General features: G+C 64.6%; 22 protein-coding genes. 8 read left to right on the forward strand and 14 right to left on the reverse strand.

Annotated elements, in window-relative coordinates; all coding sequences use genetic code 11:
* Positions 1-12: 12 nt before the first annotated feature.
* From AC13EK_RS17335 to AC13EK_RS17345, 3 genes are all read right to left on the reverse strand, one after another.
* Positions 13-1200 (reverse strand): GNAT family N-acetyltransferase, encoded by a 1188-nt coding sequence (locus AC13EK_RS17335; RefSeq protein WP_069337776.1) that lies wholly within the window; start codon positions 1198-1200, stop codon positions 13-15.
* The gene (locus AC13EK_RS17340; RefSeq protein WP_069337775.1) at positions 1197-2033 is read right to left on the reverse strand and encodes a cupin domain-containing protein; all 837 of its coding nucleotides are present in this window, start codon (positions 2031-2033) and stop codon (positions 1197-1199) included. Before AC13EK_RS17340 ends, AC13EK_RS17335 begins: the two co-directional genes overlap by 4 nt.
* 418 nt (positions 2034-2451) lie before the next feature.
* Positions 2452-2907, reverse strand: a complete 456-nt coding sequence (locus AC13EK_RS17345; RefSeq protein ID WP_004207608.1) for a universal stress protein — start codon at positions 2905-2907, stop codon at positions 2452-2454.
* Between the two features lie 189 nt (positions 2908-3096).
* On the opposite strand from AC13EK_RS17345, the gene AC13EK_RS17350 reads away from it, so the two are divergent.
* The 4 genes from AC13EK_RS17350 to AC13EK_RS17365 are packed head-to-tail and all read left to right on the forward strand — an operon-like array spanning position 3097 to position 6877.
* On the forward strand, positions 3097-4401 hold the full coding sequence (locus AC13EK_RS17350) for a pyruvate dehydrogenase complex dihydrolipoamide acetyltransferase (RefSeq protein ID WP_010336021.1): 1305 nt from the start codon (positions 3097-3099) through the stop codon (positions 4399-4401).
* Complete coding sequence (locus AC13EK_RS17355) at positions 4401-4802, forward strand: acyl-CoA thioesterase (RefSeq protein WP_017503271.1); 402 nt, start codon at positions 4401-4403, stop codon at positions 4800-4802. The genes AC13EK_RS17350 and AC13EK_RS17355 overlap by 1 nt, the downstream gene beginning before the upstream one ends.
* Before the next feature lie 40 nt (positions 4803-4842).
* A complete protein-coding gene (gene lpdA, locus AC13EK_RS17360) occupies positions 4843-6258 on the forward strand; it encodes a dihydrolipoyl dehydrogenase (protein WP_069337774.1) in 1416 nt (471 codons plus the stop codon).
* Complete coding sequence (locus tag AC13EK_RS17365; RefSeq protein WP_069337773.1) at positions 6236-6877, forward strand: phosphatase PAP2 family protein; 642 nt, start codon at positions 6236-6238, stop codon at positions 6875-6877. The genes lpdA and AC13EK_RS17365 overlap by 23 nt, the downstream gene beginning before the upstream one ends.
* Here AC13EK_RS17365 and AC13EK_RS17370 read toward each other — a convergent pair.
* Positions 6851-8227, reverse strand: a complete 1377-nt coding sequence (locus AC13EK_RS17370) for a DUF2142 domain-containing protein (RefSeq protein ID WP_483022291.1) — start codon at positions 8225-8227, stop codon at positions 6851-6853. The genes AC13EK_RS17365 and AC13EK_RS17370 overlap by 27 nt on opposite strands.
* Here AC13EK_RS17370 and AC13EK_RS17375 point away from each other — a divergent pair.
* The gene (locus AC13EK_RS17375; protein ID WP_483022297.1) at positions 8174-8362 is read left to right on the forward strand and encodes a hypothetical protein; all 189 of its coding nucleotides are present in this window, start codon (positions 8174-8176) and stop codon (positions 8360-8362) included. The two genes, AC13EK_RS17370 and AC13EK_RS17375, sit on opposite strands and share 54 nt — an antisense overlap.
* A 329-nt stretch (positions 8363-8691) precedes the next feature.
* Here the strand turns inward: AC13EK_RS17375 and AC13EK_RS17380 are convergent, their stop codons facing one another.
* From AC13EK_RS17380 to AC13EK_RS17425, 10 genes are all read right to left on the reverse strand, one after another.
* A complete protein-coding gene (locus tag AC13EK_RS17380) occupies positions 8692-9639 on the reverse strand; it encodes a hemolysin family protein (protein WP_017503267.1) in 948 nt (315 codons plus the stop codon).
* A 69-nt stretch (positions 9640-9708) separates the two neighbouring features.
* Entirely contained in the window at positions 9709-10218 is a 510-nt protein-coding gene (gene ybeY, locus AC13EK_RS17385; RefSeq protein WP_010336026.1) for an rRNA maturation RNase YbeY, read from the reverse strand.
* 24 nt (positions 10219-10242) lie between these two features.
* Positions 10243-11244 carry a PhoH family protein gene (locus AC13EK_RS17390; protein ID WP_010336027.1) on the reverse strand — a complete coding sequence of 334 codons (1002 nt, stop codon included), beginning with the start codon at positions 11242-11244 and terminating at the stop codon, positions 10243-10245.
* A 101-nt stretch (positions 11245-11345) separates the two neighbouring features.
* Positions 11346-12710, reverse strand: coding sequence for a tRNA (N6-isopentenyl adenosine(37)-C2)-methylthiotransferase MiaB (miaB, locus tag AC13EK_RS17395; RefSeq protein WP_069337771.1), 1365 nt, complete (start codon positions 12708-12710; stop codon positions 11346-11348).
* A gap of 9 nt (positions 12711-12719) precedes the next feature.
* Entirely contained in the window at positions 12720-13478 is a 759-nt protein-coding gene (locus AC13EK_RS17400) for a lysophospholipid acyltransferase family protein (protein ID WP_069337770.1), read from the reverse strand.
* Between the two features lie 4 nt (positions 13479-13482).
* The gene (locus AC13EK_RS17405; protein WP_004207596.1) at positions 13483-13905 is read right to left on the reverse strand and encodes a Fur family transcriptional regulator; all 423 of its coding nucleotides are present in this window, start codon (positions 13903-13905) and stop codon (positions 13483-13485) included.
* Positions 13906-14031: 126 nt separating this feature from the next.
* Positions 14032-14457 carry a Ros/MucR family transcriptional regulator gene (locus AC13EK_RS17410; protein ID WP_069337769.1) on the reverse strand — a complete coding sequence of 142 codons (426 nt, stop codon included), beginning with the start codon at positions 14455-14457 and terminating at the stop codon, positions 14032-14034.
* A 111-nt stretch (positions 14458-14568) separates the two neighbouring features.
* Entirely contained in the window at positions 14569-15051 is a 483-nt protein-coding gene (locus AC13EK_RS17415; protein WP_004207594.1) for a GNAT family N-acetyltransferase, read from the reverse strand.
* Positions 15048-15674: a tRNA (adenosine(37)-N6)-threonylcarbamoyltransferase complex dimerization subunit type 1 TsaB gene (gene tsaB, locus AC13EK_RS17420; RefSeq protein ID WP_483022292.1), complete on the reverse strand. Its 627-nt coding sequence runs from the start codon at positions 15672-15674 to the stop codon at positions 15048-15050. Before tsaB ends, AC13EK_RS17415 begins: the two co-directional genes overlap by 4 nt.
* A gap of 88 nt (positions 15675-15762) precedes the next feature.
* On the reverse strand, positions 15763-16341 hold the full coding sequence (locus AC13EK_RS17425; protein WP_004207592.1) for a NifU family protein: 579 nt from the start codon (positions 16339-16341) through the stop codon (positions 15763-15765).
* A 105-nt stretch (positions 16342-16446) separates the two neighbouring features.
* Between AC13EK_RS17425 and AC13EK_RS17430 the strand changes: the two genes are divergently transcribed.
* The 3 genes from AC13EK_RS17430 (at position 16447) to AC13EK_RS17440 (ending at position 21731) form a co-directional block, all read left to right on the forward strand.
* The gene (locus tag AC13EK_RS17430; protein WP_277788184.1) at positions 16447-16917 is read left to right on the forward strand and encodes a pyridoxamine 5'-phosphate oxidase family protein; all 471 of its coding nucleotides are present in this window, start codon (positions 16447-16449) and stop codon (positions 16915-16917) included.
* Between the two features lie 279 nt (positions 16918-17196).
* Positions 17197-18627, forward strand: a complete 1431-nt coding sequence (locus AC13EK_RS17435; protein WP_004207589.1) for a DEAD/DEAH box helicase — start codon at positions 17197-17199, stop codon at positions 18625-18627.
* Positions 18628-18833: 206 nt separating this feature from the next.
* Positions 18834-21731 carry a M16 family metallopeptidase gene (locus AC13EK_RS17440; RefSeq protein ID WP_069337767.1) on the forward strand — a complete coding sequence of 966 codons (2898 nt, stop codon included), beginning with the start codon at positions 18834-18836 and terminating at the stop codon, positions 21729-21731.
* Positions 21732-21735 lie beyond the last annotated feature (4 nt).

Consider the following 21735-nt stretch of genomic DNA (forward strand, 5'->3'; position numbering starts at 1 on the left):
GCGACCTGGGCGTCAGGTCGCCGGTCGGTCGGGAAAACGGGCCTTGATCGCCGCATAGGCGGCTCTCGCCTTCATCAGGGCGTCGAACTGGACATGGTGCCAGGGCGAGCCGATCGCGACGGCACCATCGACAATCTTCCGGTTGCTGCCCCATAGTCGATGGCAGTGCCCGGCGCCGCGTGGGACGCAGCTGTCGAAGGACATGCCGGGGCGGACCTCGATGTGATCCCTGATGTCGCGCATCAGAAGCTGGCCCGGCGCATAAGCGCGATAATCCTCGTCGAACGCCATCTTGAAGCCATGGCCCCAGATGGCGGCTTCAAACCAGCTCGACATGGCGATCGCGCGGCCCCCGACCGACAGGGTGGCGAGGCGGGCGCTGCCGTTCGCATGACCGCGCTCAATCACTTCGCAAAACAGGGCCTGGGTCGCGCTGTCGCTTGCCAATGCGCTGCCGCTACGGCCTTTCCAGCCCGATGCCTCAAGGTCCAGAAACGCGTCGATCCAGGCTGTGCATGGCGCGTCCGGCGCCAGAATGTCGATCGTGACCGGGCCATGTTCCTGTTCCAGCCGCTTCGACAGGCTGCGCAGTCGGCTCCGCATTTTCGCGTCGCCGCGGCCTTCCCCTTCCTTGCCGGCGCGATAGGCTGGACGATCATGGCAATGGATGGTGTGGAATGCTCGCCTTTCCCGTTCGCAGCGGTCGAACAGGGCGATACTGATGGGATCGTCGGCATCCAGTCCGGAGACATGCAGCATGATCTCCCCGCCTGTGCGCTGGTCCAGGAAGGCGAACAGGCTCTTCCAGAACAGATCAGCGGACTGCGCGATGACCAGCGGCGTGCCCAGGAACTGGTTGGTCGCCGACCAGTTGCGCCAGATGCGAACGGGCCACCGGCCGAAGCGTGGTGCAGCGATCAGCGGCATGACGCCCAGCCATGGTCCATTGATGGGGGCGACGACGGCCAGAAACACGTCAGCGCCATCAGGCGCGTGGCTCAGGGCGGCGTCCATGAACCAGTCCTGCGCGAAGACATTGGCGGCCCCGGCCAGTGCCGACAGGGCCGCCCACTGCGCGCGATCATCGGCCGTCAGATCGGCATGGCGCAGGATGCGGACGGCGGGTTGGTCGGCATCCGACAGCGGCCAGGCATGGCTTGAGTCCGGTTGGAAGCTGCCGGAGGCGGGAAGGTGGCTCATAACAGACCGGCCTTGCGCGCCACGCGGCAACCGATCGAGCGCCATTTGGCGGCCTTGGGCCATATCGGCACGTCGCCGGTGGGCAGGCCCCATCGCCGCAGCAGCGGATTGATCTGCATGGCATCGCCCAGCGCCTGGCTCCACTGGCTCTGCCAGGTGATCGACAGCGAAATGGATGGCTTCGCGCCCGCCCTGACCCAATGGGGCGAGGCATAGGGGATGAACAGGCCGTCGCCCGGCTGCATGGGGTGGATGTCGGCATCCGCCTCATAGGCGTCGTTCCAGGGCAGCATATTGTCGCCACCACCATAATAGGCTTCGTGCCGGTCGATCGGCAGCCATGGCGCCATCGGGCGATAGGTCGCGAACTGTTTGTCGCCCGCGATCTGGAACAGGATATTATATTCGCAATCGAAGTGAAACGGGGTGAGCGTTCCCGGCGCGGAAATGAAGATGAACCCCCGCACCGTCAGCCCCGGACCGGTCGCTGGAGAAATTGCGGGGCCGATCTGGTCCATCAGCCTGGCCAGCAACTCGCGATAGGCGGGCAGTTGCTCGACGAAGCGGAGCATGATCCAGTTGCCGCTGGTCTGGATCGAGCGAATGACGGTGGCGACATCGGCGTCGTCGGAGCGGTCCATCGCGAATTCGCCGCCATTGGGGGCGTTGCCGATCCGGCGTTCGACAAATTGCGGTGGCAGGTCGATGCTGGCTTTTGCCAGGGCTTCGAACGAGAGCAGCGGATGGTCCGTCAGGCTATGCTGCAGCATGGTCGGTGACAGCGGATAGGCGCTGGCGAAAGGACCGAGACTGGACGGCGCAACAAAGCTCATGGAGGAAGTTCTTCCGCAATGACGAGATGAATTGCCGCATACTTGTCGTGCAAGGTTGAAGATCGCGTTAAACAAGGTGCGCGTCTTCCCGTATATTTTCAGGGCATAAGAAGTTCAGTTTCTGTTTGGGCTGAGTTGAAATGGTGATGCGGAAATATCGATTTGGATGAAAAATGGTTGCGACAATGATTTCTGGTCTGTTTCCGCATTGGTGCGACGAAGAAGATCGTAATGCGGTGTTTCGGTCGGGGTTGATCTTCGATGCGCGCCATTCTCCCCTTGCGCGATTGTCGGAGGCCGCGCTGGCGGCAACCGTGCGGCATCATGAGATTGTCGGCAGCGGGGAGAGGGCTGCGCTTGATGGGACGCACGCGTCGGCGCGAGGCATTTCGCTGCGGAGAAGCCTTGAGGCTCTGGTTCAACTCAGCCGGTCGATCGCGTCGCTGTCGAGGCCGCCGGGGATGATCATGATCGGGCAGGGCATCTTGCCCGCGTCCGATCCGGTGAAGTGGGATACCAGGGCACCGGGTGGGCCACTGGCGGCGGCGCCCAGGACCAGGGCGGCGACATCGTCCATTTCCTCCAGCGTCTTGCGCACGACCGCGACGGGATCGCCCTGGCGCACGGTGATGCTGGGGCGGATGCCGGATTCGTCGGTCAGCGTGCCGGCGGCGCTGGTCACCAGCGCTTCGGCCCGTTGCAGCGCCTCATCCTCCATCGTCGCCTGGACGCCGCCCCACTGGACGAATTCGGACGGCGGGATGAGGGCCAGGATGCGGATCGTCCCGGCCGTCTTGGCGGCGCGGCGTGCGGCGAAGCGCAGCGCGGTTTCCGCTTCGGGCGATTCGTCCACGACCACCAGATATGTCCGCATTGTTCGATATCCCCGAGAAACAAAAATCGGCCTTGCCGGCCCGTCAAAACTGCCCCGACGAACCAACGAGGTGAAATGTGGGGCATTATGGGCCCTTGCGCAAGGCGTGGCCTTGACCGTTCCGGCCAAAGGGTGAAAACGGGCTCCGAAACGGCGCGTGCCAGATAATCAAGAAGAGGCCCCGAACGCATGAGCAAGACGATCCAGATGCCTGCCCTGTCTCCCACCATGGAGGAGGGCACGCTGGCCAAGTGGCTGGTCAAGGAAGGGGACAAGGTATCGTCCGGCGACCTTCTCGCCGAGATCGAGACCGACAAGGCCACCATGGAATTCGAAGCGGTCGATGAAGGCACCGTCGCCAAGATCCTGGTGTCGGAAGGCGCCGAGGGCGTGAAGGTCGGCACCGTCATCGCGATCATCGCCGAAGAGGGCGAGGATGTCGCCGCAGCGGCCGCCAGCGGTGGCGCTGCCCCCGCGCCCAAGGCTGATGCGGTTCCCGCCAAGGCCGAAGCCGCCGCCCCCGCCGCCAAGGCTGATCCGGTGCCGGCGAAGGCGGCTGCGCCTGCCGCCGCTCCGGCGGAAGGCCGCGTGAAGGCGAGCCCGCTGGCCCGTCGCCTGGCCGAAGCCAAGGGCGTCGATCTGGCTGCTGTCGCCGGTTCGGGCCCGAACGGCCGCATCGTGAAGGCCGATCTGGATGGCGCCGCTGCCGCGCCGGCCAAGGCCGCTGCGCCGGCTGCCGCTCCGGCCGCTTCTGCGCCTGCCGCTGCCCCGGCGCCGGTGGCCGCCGCCGCACAGGATTTCGGCATCCCGCACGAAGTCATCAAGCTCAACGGCATGCGCAAGACGATCGCGCGCCGCCTGACCGAGTCCAAGCAGCAGGTGCCGCACATCTACCTGACCGTGGACATTCAGCTCGACAAGCTGCTGAAGCTGCGCGGCGAGCTGAACGCCGGCCTGTCGGGCCGTGGCGTCAAGCTGTCGGTCAACGACCTGCTGATCAAGGCGCTGGGCGTCGCGCTGATGCAGGTGCCCGAGTGCAACGTGCAGTTCGCCGGTGACCAGATGCTGCAGTTCAAGCGCGCCGACATTTCGGTGGCCGTGTCGATCCCCGGTGGCCTGATCACCCCGATCGTCACCGGCGCCGACATCAAGGGCGTCGCCGCCATCTCGAACGAGATGAAGGACCTGGCCGATCGCGCCAAGGCCGGCAAGCTGCAGCCGAGCGAATATCAGGGCGGCACCGCGTCGCTGTCGAACATGGGCATGTTTGGCATCAAGCAGTTCGAAGCCGTCATCAACCCGCCGCAGGGCATGATCATGGCGATCGGCGCGGGCGAGAAGCGTCCCTTCGTGGTCGATGACAGCCTGCAGATCGCGACCGTCATGTCGGCTACCGGCAGCTTCGATCATCGCGCCATCGACGGTGCCGATGGCGCCCGTCTGATGAAGGCGTTCCGCGAACTCATCGAAAATCCGCTGGGCATGCTGGCCTGATGGCGAAGATCGACGAGCAGCCGCCGGAGCATAGCCCGGCGGTGCGCGTCATCGCCATGCCGGCCGATACCAATCCCCATGGGGATATTTTCGGCGGCTGGCTGATGAGCCTGATGGATTCGGCTGCGGGTTCGGTTGCGGCGCGCTATAGCCATGGTCGCGCGGTGACGATCGCGGTGGAGGGCATGACCTTCCACCGTCCGGTCATCGTCGGCGATGAGGTGTCGGTGTTCGCGATGCTGAAGTCGGTCGGTCGCACATCGATGAAGATCGATGTCGAGGCGTGGCGCCGTGCCCGCCACGACGACCGATCCTATCGCGTGACCCAGGCGACCTTCACCTTCGTGGCGATCGGTGAAGATCGCCAGCCCCGTTCCGTGCCGCCGCTGCCTGCTCAATAAGGGCGCGGCCTGACCAAGATATCGAATAGCGAGAGAGACCATGGCTGATACCTATGACCTGATCGTCCTCGGCTCCGGCCCGGGCGGCTATGTTGCCGCCATCCGGGCGGCGCAACTGGGCCTCAAGACCGCGATCGTGGAGCGCGAAAATCTGGGCGGCATCTGCCTCAACTGGGGCTGTATTCCGACCAAGGCGCTGCTGCGTTCGGCCGAAATCTTCCATTATATGCAGCATGCCCAGGATTATGGCCTGGTTGCCGAGAAGATCAGCGCCGACATCGAGGCGGTGGTGAAGCGTTCGCGCGGCGTCGCCAAGCAGCTCAATCAGGGCGTCACGCACCTGATGAAGAAGAACAAGATCACCGTCCACATGGGCGATGGCAAGCTGACCGGCAAGGGCAAGCTGACCGTCACCAAGGACGGCAAGAGCGAAGAACTGACCGCCAAGCATATCATCGTCGCGACCGGCGCCCGCGCTCGCGACCTGCCGCAGCTCAAGGCTGACGGCAAGCGCGTGTGGACCTATCGCCACGCCATGACCCCGCCGGAAATGCCGACCAAGCTGCTGGTCATTGGTTCGGGCGCGATCGGTATCGAGTTCGCCAGCTTCTACAATGACATGGGCGCTGACGTGACCGTGGTCGAGATGATGGACCGGATCGTGCCGGTCGAGGATGCCGATGTCTCGGCCTTCCTCGAAAAGGCGGTCAAGAAGCAGGGCATGACCATCCTGACCGGCGCCAAGATCGAGAAGATCGCCGCGACCGACAAGGCCGTGACCGCGACCATCAAGGACAAGGCCGGCAAGGACATCACCGCCGAATATAGCCATGTCATCGTGGCGATCGGCATCGTCCCCAATGTCGAGAATATCGGTCTGGAAGAGGTTGGCGTCGAGCCCGACCAGCGCTTCCACATCAAGACCGATGCCTATGGCCGCACCAATGTCGACGGCATCTGGGCGATCGGTGACGTCACCGCGCCGCCATGGCTGGCGCACAAGGCGAGCCATGAGGCCGTCACCACGGTCGAGGCGATCGCGCAGGCGCTGGGCAACAAGGATGTCCACCCGCATGCGATGGACGTGCGCAACATTCCGGGTTGCACCTATTGCCACCCGCAGATCGCGTCGGTCGGCCTGACCGAAGCCAAGGCCAAGGAAGCGGGCTACGACGTCAAGGTCGGCATGTTCCCCTTCATCGGCAATGGCAAGGCGATCGCGCTGGGCGAGGCCGAGGGCTTCACCAAGACCGTGTTCGACGCCAAGACCGGCGAACTGCTGGGCGCCCACATGATCGGCGCGGAAGTGACCGAGATGATCCAGGGCTATACTATCGGCAAGACGCTGGAGACGACCGAGGCCGAACTGATGCAGACGGTGTTCCCGCACCCAACCATCTCGGAATCGATGCATGAAAGCGTGCTCGCCGCTTATGGGCGTGCGCTCCATATCTGATCGGCAGCAGATGCTGAAAAAAGGCGCGGGGATATTCATCCTCGCGCTTTTTTGCGTGCTGGGAATCGCGCTGGCGCAGCGCCATGGTCTGCTCGACGATCTGAACATCGGCCTGATGGGCTGGGCTGGCCAAGGGCGCGAGACGGCGCTGGGCGGGCATGTGACGATGGTCATGCGGCTCGCTTCGGCGATCGGCGGTACGGCGATCCGCATCATCCTGTCGCTGGTCGTGCTGGGCGCATTGTTCTTCACCGGGCGGAGGGCGGCGGCCCTGTGGTTCGCCGGGGTGGAGATTGGCGGCACGCTGCTCAACCTGATCCTCAAGCAGATATTCGCGGCGCCCCGGCCCGACCTGCTGCCGCATCTCGACATCGTGCATAGCTATAGCTTCCCCAGCGGCCATGCGGCGGGGAACATGATGTTTTTCGGTGCGCTGGCGATGCTGGCCGGGCGGCGCTGGGCCTATGGCGCGGGCGGGGTTATGATCGCGCTGATCGGCGCCAGCCGGGTGTGGCTGGGCGTGCATTGGCCAAGTGACGTGATGGCTGGATGGGTCGAAGGGCTGGGCTGGCTTGTGCTGTGCGCGGTCTGGCTACCAGCGCGGCGAGGGCAGCAGTAAGGCCCGGCCGATGCTGCTGTGCGGCGGCATGCCGTCGGCGGTGACGAAGCCATGGACCCAGAAACTGTCCCAGGCGCTGAGCATCGCGATGATAAGCAGCGTCAGGCCGGCGCCGACGCAGAGCAGGCGGGCTCTGCGCCGCGGATTGGCCGGCATCAGCGCCAGCAGCACAAGCGGCAGCAGCGGCAGGAAATAGCGGCCCTGCGTTCCCTGGATATAATCGGCGCCGAGCGGCGTGCCGGTGAGATACATGGCGGTTTCAATCAGCAGCGCGGTGCCGAGCGCGATCGCCAGCCACCAGAGCCGCTGGCCGAGGCCGAAGCGCACGCCCGATCCGCTCAGCACGGCGCTGCCAAGCATCAGCAGGGCAAGGGGGTAAGCGAGCAGCGGCAGCAGGATCGCGTTCCAGCCGAAGCGGCCGACGATTTGCAGCGCATAGACTGGTGCCCGTTCGACGATGCTGGACGCGAGGATGCGGGCATAGCCGGCCGGATCGGCTAGGATCACGGCCAGTTGCTGCGCCAGCGGCGCGGTCAGCACGCTCTCCCCGGTCTTGCGCGAGGTGATGTGATAGAGCGCCTGGCTGCCGCCATTGGCCTTCATCCAGACAGCGAAGATGACAGCCCCCAGCAGCATCGCGCTCAGGATCAGCGCGTTGCGAAGCAGGCTGGCGCGGCTGGGCCAGCGCAGGCCGGCGGCCATCAGCGGCAGATAGACGCCCTTGGCCAGCGCCAGCAGCGGCGCGGTGACCAGCGTGGCGGCGGCGCTGGCGCGCTGCGGCCCCATGAAGCCGACGCGCAGTGCCAGAGCGAGGCCGAGAAAGCCAACGCCGTTGATGACCGCATCGGGCGAGAGCGAGCCGATCTGGTAGCAGAAGGTCGGCAGCAGCGCGGTGCCGAGCAGCGCCATCCGGCCAAATGGGATGAGGCGCAGCGCGGCGGCGAGCAGCAGCAATGCGGTCAGCGCATTGACGATGCGGCCGGCATAGAAGGCGCCGATGCGCGGCAGGCCGAGCGCGTCACCGATTGCGAGGCCGACGGCGCCGGGGGCATAGAGCGTCGGCGCATAGCTGGCGACATTGGGAAATTCGGCGAAGCGCGAGCCGGGGCGGGCGTCGTCGGCGGCCCAGGCCCGGTCGATCATCACCTTGTCATAGCGGTGGCGTCGGCCGTCCGGTTCGGTCGGGAAATCGTTGGCATGAAGATCGACCGCCGCGCGCGACAGTTCCGCGCCGATCCGGTCGCCCTGGATTTGCGTCACGACATGGCCCTGCGACAGGGCCAGCGCCTTCATATAATGCTGGTTCTCATCCGGGGCCTGAAAGGGAGGCGTCAGGATCGCGAAGAACAACGTCGCGAGGCAGATCGCAAGAAATACTATCCGTTCGAGACGCGACCATGGCGCGGCGACCGGCATGTCGGCATAAGGATGGTGCCTGAAAGAAGATCGCTCGCTGTCCATGCCCGCCGTTCGGTTGAATATTGATACGCCCTAGATATGCCCCGTTAACATTTTGCGATGGGAAAGACGAAGGCTGAATGGCAGCGAACTGGATTGTCTCGCTACACTCGCAAGGGCGAAAGGCAGGGAAAGCAACAACCATTTCGAATTTCCCTTCTCCCGTCAGCGGGAGAAGGATATGAAGCCTTGCCGGCAAAGCCGGCTAGGCGAAGTTGGATGAGGGCTGCTTACTTCAGAAACTCCTCATCCTCCCACACCTTCGGCGCGGGGCCCTTCCTCTCCCGTTAACGGGAGAGGAATTGTGTAACATCTGCTCGCTACTGAATATCACTACTATAGCGAAGGCTTTACCCTCAGGCCTCTTCTGCTTCCAGTTCCTGCTCGACCGGCGGGTGGAGCCGCAGTCGGGTGACGCGGCGGCCGTCGCTTGCCAGGATTTCCAGCTTCCAGCCGCTCTGTTCGTGCGGAATGATCTCGCCCGGTTCGGGGACGCGGCCGGCGAGCACGAAGGCGAGACCGCCCAGCGTATCGACATCTTCCTCGATCTCGCCCAGGCGCGGGTCGATTTCCTCGGCAACATCGTCCAGTTCGGCGCGGGCGTCGGCATCCCACATGCCGCCTTCCAGCGGCACCAGCATCGCTTCGGGCGCGTCGTCGTGCTCGTCCTCGACCTCGCCGACGATTTCCTCGACCAGATCCTCGAACGTCAGCAGGCCTTCGGTGCCCGAATATTCGTCCAGCACGATGGCGAGATGGGTGCGCTTGGCGCGCATTTCGGCGAGCAGGTCGAGCGCGCCCATGCTTTCGGGCACATAAAGTGGCTGGCGGATCAGCGGCGCCAGCGTATCGGGCACCGGCGCCTTGCCGGCGAGGATGGCGAAAGCATCGCGGATATGGACCATGCCGACGATCGTATCGAGCGTCTCGCGATAGACCGGGATGCGGCTGTGGCCGGCCTCGGCGAACAGTTCTGCCAGTTCAGCAAAGCTCGCCTTTTCCTCGATCGCGACGATGTCGGCGCGGGGCAGGGCGACGTCGTCGACCGTATGTTCGGAAAAATGCAGCAGGTTGCGGACCATCTGCCGCTCGATCGCGGACAGATCGCCCTTGGCAGGCGGGGCCGCGCCCTCTTCCTGCTCTTCCTCATCATATTCGTCGAGCGCCTCTTCCAGTTCCTTGCGGAGGCTGGGGGCTTCATTCTCGCCGAACAGGAGCGACTTCAGGCCGCTCCATAAACCGCCCTCGTTACTACTGTCCGCTTCCTTGGAACCGGCGCTATCCTTCGGGCTGCCTTCAGCCATCTTACTTCCTATTCCCCTGTTTCAGAACATTGTCGAAGCCGGTGACAGACCGGATCCGAATAAGCATGATCAACCATTGTCCCGATCCCCATAGGGATCGGCCAGGCCAAGGCTGAGGAGCGCGCGGATTTCCAGCGCTTCCATCGCCTCGGCTTCATTGTCGTCCATATGGTCATATCCAAGCAAATGAAAAGTCCCGTGGACGATCAGATGCGTGGCATGGTCGGCGACCGATATGCCCTTTTCCGCGGCTTCGGCGGCGCAGACCCCCTCGGCCAACACGATATCGCCCAGCAGAACCTCGCCATCGTCGGTATTGGCCGTCACTTCCAGCAGGTCTTCCTGCACCATCGGGAAGGACAGGACGTTGGTCGGCTTGTCCTTCTCGCGATAGGCGCGGTTGAGCTGATGCACCTCATCATCGTCGGTCAGCTTGACCGCGACCTCATAGAGGGTGGAGTCGGTCGCGAAGGCGGCATAGGGACTGTGCGCAATGGCGGCCGAAACCGCCTGTTGCGCGAGAAATTCCCAGTCCGTGCCGGGCCAGCCTTCTTCATGAAGGACAGCGACTTCGATCATAATGTTGAGATCCGTTGTGAAGATTTAGGCATCCGGCCCCTCATAGGCCTGGACGATGCGGCCGACCACCGGATGGCGCACGACATCGCCAATGCCGAAGGGGACCATGGCGATACCCTCGACCCCGTCCAGCCGTGCGACCGCGTCGGCCAGGCCCGAAATGCCCGGCTGCGGCAGGTCGACCTGCTTGGGATCGCCGCAGATGACCATGCGGCTGCCTTCGCCAAAGCGGGTCAGGAACATCTTCATCTGGGCGATGGTGGTGTTCTGCGCCTCGTCCAGCACGATGAAGGCATTGGCCAGCGTCCGGCCGCGCATGAAGGCGAGCGGCGCGATCTCGATCTCGCCGCTGGCGATCCGCCGTTCGACCTGTTCGGCTGGCAGCGTGTCGTGCAGCGCGTCGTAGATCGGCCGGAGGTAGGGATCGACCTTTTCCTTCATGTCGCCCGGCAGGAAGCCGAGCTTCTCGCCTGCCTCGACGGCGGGACGGGAGAGGATCAGGCGGTCGACGCTGCCGGTGATGAGCTGGCTGACCGCCTGGGCGACCGCCAGATAGGTCTTGCCGGTGCCTGCCGGGCCAAGCGCGAAGATGATGTCGTTCCGGGTCAGCGCCTCCATATAGGCGACCTGGGTGGCGGAACGGGGGACGATCGTCTTCTTGCGGGTGCGGATCATCACCTTGGGTGGTTCGGCGACGTCATGGCGGATGATGCCATCCAGCGTCGGTTCGGCCGACATGGCGATCACGGCTTCCACTGCGCCATTGTCGATTTCCTGCCCGGCGACGATGCGGTTGTAGAGGCCGGTCATCACGTCGCGGGCGCGGGCGGCGGCTTCGGCCTCGCCCTCGATCTGCAGCTTGTTGCCACGCGCGGCGATATAGACGCCCAGGCGGTTCTCGATCGCGACCAGATTCTGGTCATATTGGCCGAACAGCGCACCCAGAAGATGCGGCTTCTCGAACGTCACTTCCAGGCGCGCGCGCTCGGCAATGTCGGTGCGGGGATGGTGCGGTTTCTTGCCCATTCAAAAGCCTCCCTGGCTCGTCATGCATCTCGTAAGGACCGGCAGGCGCCGTGGGTCGGGGAGATGGCTTCCCGGCTGTGCGGGAATGACGAGGCTTTGGTTCAAGCGGCTTTCCTCCTGCTGATTTCGCCGGCCAGGCTGTTCGGGCCGGCGCTGATGATATCGACATCGACCATGTCGCCAATGCCATATTCGGGCGCGGTGACATGGACGGATTGCAGCCAGGGCGTCTTGCCGATCAGCTGGCCGGGATAGCGGCCCTTGCGTTCGAGCAGGATGCTGGTGGTGCGGCCCACCGTGGCGCTGTTGAAATCGACCTGATGGCGGTTGATCGCGGCCTGCAGCCGGGCCAGCCGTTCGTCCATCACCGCCGCCGGGATCTGGTGATCCATGTCCGCCGCCGGGGTACCGGGGCGGGGGCTGTATTTGAAGGAATAGCATTGCGCATAACGCACTTGCTCGACGATCTTGAGAGTATCTTCGAACTCGGCGTCGCTCTCGCCGGGGAAGCCGACGATGAAATCGCCGGACAGGGCGATGTCCGGCCGCGCCGCGCGCACGCGCTCGATGATGCGCAGATAGCTGTCGACCGTGTGGCTGCGGTTCATGGCCTTGAGGATACGGTCATTGCCCGACTGCACCGGCAGGTGGAGGAAGGGCATCAGCTTGGGCTCGTCGCCATGGGCGGCGATCAGGCCGTCACTCATGTCGTTGGGGTGGCTGGTGGTGTAGCGGATGCGCTCCAGTCCGCCGAGCTTCGCCAGTTCGCGGGCCAGGCCATCCATGCCCTGCATCCGGCCCTTGTCATCCTCGCCGGTCCAGGCATTGACGTTCTGACCCAGCAGGGTGATCTCGCGCACGCCGCCATCGACCAGCGCCTTGGCCTCGTCCAGGATCGCGGTCCAGCTGCGGCTGATTTCCGCGCCGCGGGTATAGGGCACGACGCAATAGGTGCAGAATTTGTCGCAGCCTTCCATGATCGTCAGGAAGGCGGTCGGTCGGGCCTGCTTGGTGCGGCCGGGCAGCGCGGCGAACTTGGAATTGGCCGGCATGTCGGTGTCGACAGCCTCCTCGCCGCGCTGCGCCTTGCCGATGAGGTCGGGCAGGCGGTGATAGGCCTGCGGGCCGACGACGATGTCGACATTGCGGGCGCGGCGCTGGATCTCGCCACCTTCGGCTTGGGCGACGCAGCCGGCGACGGCGATCATCGGGCGCGTGCCATCCTCGCGAGTCAGGCGACCAATGTCGGAATAGACCTTGTCCACCGCCTTTTCGCGGATGTGGCAGGTGTTGAGGATGACGAGGTCTGCCTCTGCGCCATCGGCAGCAGCGGTCATGCCGCGCTCGCCCAGCATTTCGGCCATGCGTTCGCCATCATAGACGTTCATCTGGCAGCCGAAGGATTTGACCTGGAAGGTGGCCGGGCCCTTGCCGGCGGTATGTTCGGGGGCGTCGTTACGATTCATGCCGTCCAGCTATACAGGCGCTTGGCCCGAAGAGGAAGGTGGCAGGTGCGCGGCAATGCTCGCGGCGATCCGCTGGTGCGCGGTGGCCGCCAATATCTTGCGATCGGCGCAACTGGCCGGGTCGAACGGCTCCAGGAACCGGATGGTGACGGGCAGGCGGCCCTTGCGTTCCAGCAGCCGTTTGGCGTTGGCGCCGGCGGGTTCGTCACCGTGCCAGGCGATCTCCGCCGTGGCGGCGCCATAATCGATATGGACCGGCTGGATCATCACCGCGCGCGGCGGCGGCATCAGTACGGCGAGCAGCGACGGCTTGAAGGGCAGCAGGCCACTGCCATCGCTGGTTGTGCCTTCAGGGAAGAGGGCAATGGGCTGATGACCGGCAAGCGCGGCGCGCAGCGCATTGAGCTGGCCCGACAGGCTGCCCCGCTTCTCGCGCGAGACGAATAATGTATTGTTCTGGGCGGCGAGCCAGCCGATCACCGGCCAGCTGGCAATGCCGTCATGGGCGACGAAGGCGGCGCCGGTGGCGTCAGCCAGGGCGAGAATGTCGATCCAGCTGACATGATTGGCGATCAGGAACATGTCGCTGTCGACCGGGTGACCTTCCAACCGGACGCGGGCGCCGACCGAGCGGGTCGCCATCCCCAGGAAGCGGCGCGGCCAGGGGGATGGACGGCGAAGCAGGCGCCACAAGAGGTGCGGGGGCAGGCAAAGCAGCAGGCTGCCCAGCAGAGCGGCGATGCGGCCTGCCCGGCGCAGTGGCGCCAAGGCGTCAGTCCTTGCGGTCGAGGGCGACGCCGTACAGTTCCATGCGGTGGTCGACCAGGCGGAAGCCGAGCTTTTCGGCGATCTGCTTCTGCAGCAGTTCCAGTTCGGGATCGACGAATTCGATGACGTTGCCGGTTTCGACGTCGATCAGATGGTCATGATGCGATTCCGGGGCTGCTTCGTAGCGGGCGCGACCGTCGCCAAAATCGTGGCGCTCCAGAATGCCGGCTTCCTCGAACAGGCGCACGGTGCGGTACACGGTGGCGATCGAGATGCCCGGATCGATGGTGGACGCGCGCTTGTGCAGTTCCTCGACATCGGGGTGATCGGTCGCGTCGCTCAGCACCTGGGCGATGACCCGGCGCTGTTCGGTGATGCGCAGGCCCTTTTCGTGGCAAAGGGCTTCGACGTCGATCTTGCGGTTCATGCGGGGGGCTGGCTCGCTTCAAAAATGGAAAAGTCGGACATTGCCTAGCCGCTTTTGTTCCAACGGAAAAGGGGCGCATCGTCGATGCGCCCCTTTCGCAATAGGTAAATGCCGAAGTTGTGGGGCTTATTTGCTGCCACGGGTCCGGCGGCGCTTGGTGCCCAGACCAATCTTCTTGGCCAGCGAGCGGCGCTGTTCGGCATAATTGGGGGCGACCATCGGGTAATCGGCCGGCAGGCCCCACTTGGCGCGATAATCTTCGGGGGTCATCTGATAATGGGTCATCAGGTGACGCTTGAGCATCTTCAGCTTCTTACCGTCTTCCAGACAAATGATGTAATCCGGCTTGATCGATGCGCGCACCGAAACAGCCGGTTCCGGCTTGACTTCGGGGGCAGGCGCCGGGGTCGAAAGACCGGTCAGCGCGGCATGAACATTCTGGATCAGGGTTGCGACGTCGGAAACAGCAACACTGTTGTTCGAGACGTGCGCAGCGACAATGTCGGAGGTCAGAGTGACGAGCAGTTCGCTCTGTGCCGATTCGTTTTCCATTTTTCTTGTTTCCTGCAAAGGCTTCTATTGTGCGACCCGCCTGAGGAAATGGATTCAGAGCGGTATATCTTGGCTAGACCCTGTGGCCTGCCTTCGCAAGAGAAGATTGCCTTAAACAAGCATGTCGATGCGAAAACTCAAAGCGTCATGAAGCTTTCCATCATTGCCTCGATAGTAACCGGGGCGACGATGTACATATTCGAAACCAATAGTCTCATAAAGTTTGACCGCCATGTTCGATGCGCGGACTTCCAGGTTCATCGACGTGATGCCACGGCGACGCGCCAGCGTCAGGCTGTGGCCAAGCAGGGACCGGCCGATGCCACGGCCACGCCATAGCGGATCGACCGCCAGCAGCAGCAGTTCGCATTCGTCCAGCACCGAACGGACCAGGGCGAAGCCGAGCGGGGCCGCATCGACATGGGCGACGGTCAGCCAGGTGCCCGGCATGGTCATGACCCCCGACAATTGGGGCAGGGTCCAGGCCTCGCCGAACAGCGGGTCGAAGGCGCGGGTCATCACTTCCATGGCGTCGGCGAGCGCATTGCGCTCGCCCTCATCATAGGTGTCGAGCGTCAGGCCGGCGGGGATCATGAAGCGGCGCGCTCCGCGATCGTCTTGGCGTCGGCCTCGCGGCCATAGAGCGGGGAGGGGGCAAGCGGCGGCAGATCTGCGATCAGGCTGTAGCGCGCGGCTTCGGGATAGAGGGCTATCGCGGTGCCGTCGCCGCGTGCGGTGACCAGCGCCTCGGCCCCGGTGCCGTAAAATTGCGCCATGTCGAGCTGGGTCGCGAGCGTGGCGATCGGCGTGGAGGCGGGCTGGGTCGTGGCGGTGCGGCCATCGGTCTCGAACAATTGCCAGAAAAGTTCGCCATGGCCGCCGGTGATGGTGACCGCGACCGGGCCGTCCCGATGGTCGAGCGACGCCATCGCGGCGATCAGCGAAAAGGCGCTATAGCCATGGAGCGGCACCGACCAGGCGAGTGCCAAAGCGCGGGCGGCGGCGATGCCGATGCGCACGCCGGTGAAGCTGCCCGGCCCGACATCGACCGCGATCGCGTCGGCGCGCCCGCCATCGGGCAGCGCGGCGATCGCGGGCAGCAGGGCCTCGGCATGGCCGCGGCCGACGATTTCATGAAAATGGCCGATTGGCTGGCCGTCTTCCAGCAGCGCAACGGACAGCGCCTGTGTGGCGGTGTCGATGACCAATATGCGCAAATTCACTCCCCCGAAGCCGCGGTGCCGATATGGATATGGCTGCGGTTAATCGATCCGGGGCGATTTGCCAAATCTGGTCATCGCAGCGTCAGACCGCGCGGACTTCCGTCACTTCCGGCACATAATGTTTGAGCAGCTGCTCGATGCCGTTCTTGAGCGTGGCGGAGGAGGAGGGGCAGCCGGCGCAGGCGCCCTGCATGCGCAGATAAACGGTGCCCTTGTCGAAGCCGCGATAGATGATGTCGCCGCCGTCATTGGCCACGGCCGGGCGCACGCGGGTTTCGATCAGATCCTTGATCTGGTCGACGATCTCGGCATCTTCCGGGTCATCGGTGAAAGCCTCTTCTTCGGCCGGGACGCTGAAGCCTGCGGCGGTGCCGGCGGCGAACAGCGGCATGTTGGCCGAGAAATGGTCGAGCAGGATCGAGAGAATTTCCGGCTTCACGTCGCTCCACTCGGCGCCCGGCGCGATCGTCACCGAAATGAAGTCGGCGCCGAAGAAGACGCCGGTCACGTCACCCAGACCGAACAGCGCATCAGCCAGCGGCGAGGCTTCCGCCTCTTCGGGGCTGGCGAAGTCGCGGGTGCCCGCGGCGCCCATGACGGCCTGGCCGGGGAGGAATTTGACGGTCGCCGGATTGGGCGTGAGTTCGGTCTCGATCAGCATGGCCGCTATGTGGCGACGTGCGCGCCCGAGATCAAGCGGTCAAACGGAACTTCGGCGGCATCGAGCCATTTCCTTTGGTGAAGCCCCAGATAAGGAGATGGAAAGATGAGCGACGACAAGGATATTCGCGAACGTTTCTGGACAGATCTGTCGAGCAGCCCGTTCCTGATGGTGGGGTTGCAGGGCAGCCATGCGCACAGCGTGCCGATGACCGCGCAATTGGACAAGGATGCCGATCATTGCTTCTGGTTCTATACCAGTCGCGACAATCGGCTGGCGCCCGGCGGCCCGGCGATGGCGCAGTTCGCGGCGAAGGATCATTATCTGTTCGCCTGCATCAACGGCACGCTGGTGCCGGAGACCGACGAGGCGGTGATCGACCGTTATTGGTCGAAGCAGATCGAGGCCTGGTATCCGGGCGGACGACAGGATCCCAACCTGCTGATGCTACGCTTTGACCTTGGCACGGCGGAGATCTGGCGCGCCGATCTGTCGATCGGCGGGGTGTTCAAGATGATGTTCGGCGGCGATGTCCGGGCGGAGTTGCGCGACAAGCATGCCGAGGTCAGCCTCTAAAGGACTGGCATGATGTTGGGCGGCCGCGGGCGAAATCCCGTGGCCGCTTGCTTTTCGGCGGCATTTGCCCCATATGTGCGGCAGCGCAGCATGGCCCTTGGGGCCCGATAGCGATTGGCAGCGTGATCGTTCCCGGCTCTGACAGGCCCTGGGAACCGGCCAATGATAGTCTGCGCCAAGCTTGAGGCTTCCCTATTCACGCGGGTCGTTTCCTAACCCGCCTTGCGCCCTTGCTGCGTCCGCAGACAGGTTGGCGCCCGGCCGACTTGTGAGTTTCTCATGCATTTCAATGAACTTGGTCTTTCCGAGCCGATCATCAAGGCGCTGACCGCCAAGAAATATGCCGAGCCGACGCCGATCCAGCAAAAGGCCATTCCGGTCCTGCTGGAAGGCCGCGACCTGTGCGGCATCGCCCAGACCGGCACTGGCAAGACCGCAGCCTTCGCGCTGCCCAGCCTCGACTATTTCGCGCGCAACCCCAAGCCGACGCCGATCAAGGGCTGTCGCATGCTGGTGCTGTCGCCGACCCGCGAACTGGCCGCCCAGATCGCCCAGAGCTTCCGCGACTATGGCCGCTTCCTTCGCCTGTCGGTGGAAACCGTGTTCGGCGGCGTGCCGGTCAACAAGCAGATCCGTGCCCTGTCGGCCGGCGTCGACATCGTCGTCGCCACCCCCGGCCGCCTGCTCGACCTGATCGACCAGCGCGCCTTCACCATCAAGGACACGGAAATCTTCGTCCTCGACGAGGCCGACCAGATGATGGACATGGGCTTCATCCATCCCCTGAAGCGCATTGCCAAGCTGCTGCCGCGCGATCGCCAGAACCTGTTCTTCTCGGCCACCATGCCCAAGGAGATCGAGGCGCTGGCCGGCCAGTTCCTCAATGATCCGGTCAAGGTCAGCGTCGCGCCGCAGTCGACCACGGCCGAGCGTGTTCGCCAGCAACTGACCTTCGTCAACCAGGCGGAGAAGCAGGCGCTGTTGCATATCGTGCTGAAGACCGAGGAGATCGACCGCGCGCTGATCTTCACCCGGACCAAGCATGGCGCCGACCGCGTCGTGCGCTTCTTGGAGGGCGCGGGCATCCAGGCCTTCGCGATCCATGGCAACAAGAGCCAGGCACAGCGCACCACCGCGCTGCAGGCGTTCCGCCACGGCCATTGCAAGCTGCTGGTCGCGACCGACATTGCCGCGCGCGGCATCGACGTGTCGGGCGTGTCCCATGTCATCAACTTTGAAATCCCGAACGTGCCGGAACAATATGTTCACCGCATCGGGCGGACGGCGCGTGCCGGCGCAGACGGTATCGCCATCAGCTTCGTGGCGGATGACGAACGGCCTTATCTGAAGGCGATCGAGCGGGCGACCAAGGTGAAGCCCGAGATCGTGCCCCTGCCGGAGAATTTCCTGGAGGCCGTGCGCAACCTTCCCAAGCCCGCGCCGCAGCGCAAGGGTCCGAGCCAGAGCCCGGCCCAGCAGGCCAAGCGTGCCGAAGGCCAGCGTCGTTATCAGGAAGGGCAGAAGGCCCAGCGCGGCGCGCCAGACAAGGCTCGCCGGGGTGAAGGGGGCCATCGTGGCGAGGGCGCGCATCGTGGCGAAGGCGATGGTGCCGGCGCCAAGAAGAATTTCCGTCGTCGTCGTGGTGGCGGCGGTGGCGCCGTCGGCACGCACAAGGGCGCGGTCCAGCGCACCGGCGCACCGCGCGGCTAATGGCTAAGGCGTTCCGGGCGCCCCCATGGGGCGTCCGGGACCAACCGGTCTGGCGCGCTCCATTTTTGCGCGCGCGCCATATTTTCATTGTCGCATCGTGTGGGGCGCAAGAGCGGTTCCCCCTTTCGCGCGTGATGCTCTGATGCCGCGGCGTGACCATCTTTGTCAGTGGTCATTCAGGAAAATGCCGTTAGGCTCACCTGCCTATGCGTTTGACCTCTCGCCGTTCGGCCGCTTCGCTCACCATTCTTGCCCTGCTTCTGTCGGGCTCTCCCCTGCCGCTGGCGGCTAGGACCGATCCTTCGGTTGCCGGGGCAAAGGCTGCGCCAGGCGGCAGCCAGGCGGATATCCGCCCCTGGCTCTACGAAAATAGTGACGTGCCGATCGACACGGCGTGGCGGTTTGGCACGCTGTCCAACGGGCTGCGCTATGCCATCCGCCGCAACGGCGTGCCGCCGGGGCAGGTGTCGATCCGCCTGCGCATCGACGCCGGATCGCTGATGGAGCGTCCCGATGAACAGGGCTATGCCCATTTCATGGAACATCTGTCGATGCGCGGGTCGCGCCATGTGCCCGATGGCGAGTCGAAGCGCATCTGGCAGCGGCTGGGCGTGACCTTCGGCAGCGACAGCAATGCCGCAACCACGCCGACCGGCACTACCTATGCGCTCGACCTGCCCCAGGCCAATCAGGCGAGCCTTGGCGAAAGCCTGAAAATCCTGGCCGGCATGATGACCGATCCCAATATTGTCGACAGCGCGGTCGATGCCGAGCGGGCGGTGGTGTTGGCCGAACGGCGCGAGAGCGACGGGCCGCAGATGCGCATTTCCGACGCCAGTCGCCAGCATTTCTTTGCCGGCCAGGCCTTGGCTGACCATGCGCCGATCGGCACGGTCGCAACGCTCAACGCGGTGACCGCGGCCAAGGCCGAAGCCTTCCACCAGCGCTGGTATCGCCCGGAAAACACGGTGATCGCGATTGCCGGCGATATCGACCCGGCGCTGGCCGAACAGTTGCTCAAGGATAATTTTGCCAGCTGGCAGGATAGCGGCAAGGGCGCCGAGCAGCCCGATTTCGGCGAGCCGGACCCCAAGGCGCCGGCCACCCGCGTCGTGGTGGAGCCGGGCTCGCCGACGGGCCTCACCATGGCCTGGCTGCGTCCGTGGAAGCCGCATGCCGACACGATCGTCTATAATCAGGACAAGCTGACCGACATGCTGGCGCTGCAGATCGTCAGCCGACGGCTGGAGCAGGCGGCACGGGCCGGGGGCAGCTTCCTGGCGGCGGGTGTCGACCAGCAGGATATCAGCCGGTCGGCCGACGGCACCTTCATCACCATCACGCCCACCGGCGAGAATTGGGAGAAGGCGCTGGCCGATGTGCGCGCGATCATCGAGGATGCGAAGGCCGCGCCGCCGACCCAGCAGGAAATCGACCGCGAATATGCGCAGCTCGACACGGCGCTGGCGATCCAGGTCGAAAATGCCGACACGGAGGCCGGGGCGAAGCAGGCGAGCGATCTGGTGAGCGCGGTGGACATTCGCGAAACCACGGTCAGCCCGCAGGCCGCGCTCGACATCTTCCGCTCCGGCAAGCCGGCGATGACGCCGCAGAAGATACTGGATTGCACCCGCCGCCTCTTTTCCGCCGGGGTGTTCCGGGCGATGCTGATCACCGGCAAGGTCGAGGCGGGGCAGGACCAGAAGCTGGCCGCTGCGCTCGCCGCGCCGGTCAAGGCGGCGACCAATGCCCGCCTGGCCGACAAGGCGGTGACGATGGACGACCTGCCCAAATTCGGTGCGCCCGCGACCGTCGTGTCGCGCACGCCGGTCGGGTTGCAGGGGATGGAGAGCATCACCTTCTCCAACGGCGTCAAGCTGACGCTGTTCGCCAATGATGCGGAGACCGAGAAGGTGCGGATCAACGTCCGCTTCGGTCATGGGCAGCAGGCCTTTTCACCCACCAAGCCGGTGGCAAGCTGGGCTGGCGATTATGCGCTGGTGGCGAGCGGCATCGGCAAGCTGGGCCAGCGGGAACTGGATGACCTGACCAATGGTCGGCGCATGGGCATGCAGTTTTCGACCGATGATGATGCGTTCGAATTGCAGGCGGTGACGCGCCCGGCCGATTACAAGGACCAGTTGCGCCTGTTCGCCGCCAAACTGTATCAGCCCGGCTGGGATCCGGCACCGATCGCGCGGGTGAAGACCGGCGCCTCGGTCGCTTATGACGCGATGTCGCGCGCGCCCGATGGCGTGCTGGGGCGCGACCTCAACTGGCTGCTGCATGACAAGGATGTGCGGTTCCGCACCCCGTCCAAGGCGGAAATCAACGCGCTGACGCCCGAAAGCTTCCGCCAGACCTGGGAGCCGATCCTGGCTTCGGGACCGATCGAGATCCAGATTTTCGGTCAGGTGAAGGCCGAAGAAGCGATCCAGGCCGTGGCGGCGACCTTTGGCGCGATGCCGGCCCGCCCGGACGTGCCGGTGCCGGCCGCGAACAAGGTGCAGCGTTTCCCCGCCCATGTCGAACAGCCGGTCATCCTGCGCCATGATGGCGACAAGGAACAGGCGGCCGCCGTCATGGCCTGGCCGACGTCGGGCGGCTTTGCGCTGACCAAGGAGGCGCGCCAGCTCGAAATCCTGACCCAGATTTTCAATGACCGGCTGTTCGACAAGCTGCGCTCGACCGAGGGCGCTGCCTATTCGCCCAGCGTGCAGAATAGCTGGCCCTTCTCCTATGACAGTGGCGGCTATATCTTGGTGACCAGCCAGGTGCGGCCTGACCGGGTCAATTATTTCTACAGCGTCGTGAAGGAAACGGCGGCCGATCTGGCGAAGACGCCGATCAGCGCCGACGAACTGCAACGGGCGGTGGCGCCGATGCGGCAGTTGCTGATGCGCGCCAGCACCGGCAATGCCTTCTGGATGGGGCAGATGGAGGGATCGACCCATGATCCCCGCTATGTGCAGGCGATGCAGACCATGAGCCAGGATCTGCTCAACGTCACGCCGGCCGACATCCAGGCGCTGGCCACCAAATATCTGGTGCCGGGCAAGAGCTGGTCGGCAGTGGTGCTGCCACAGGGCGTCGCCGCCAAATAGGCGG

Source organism: Sphingobium sp. L-44, from assembly GCF_056859495.1.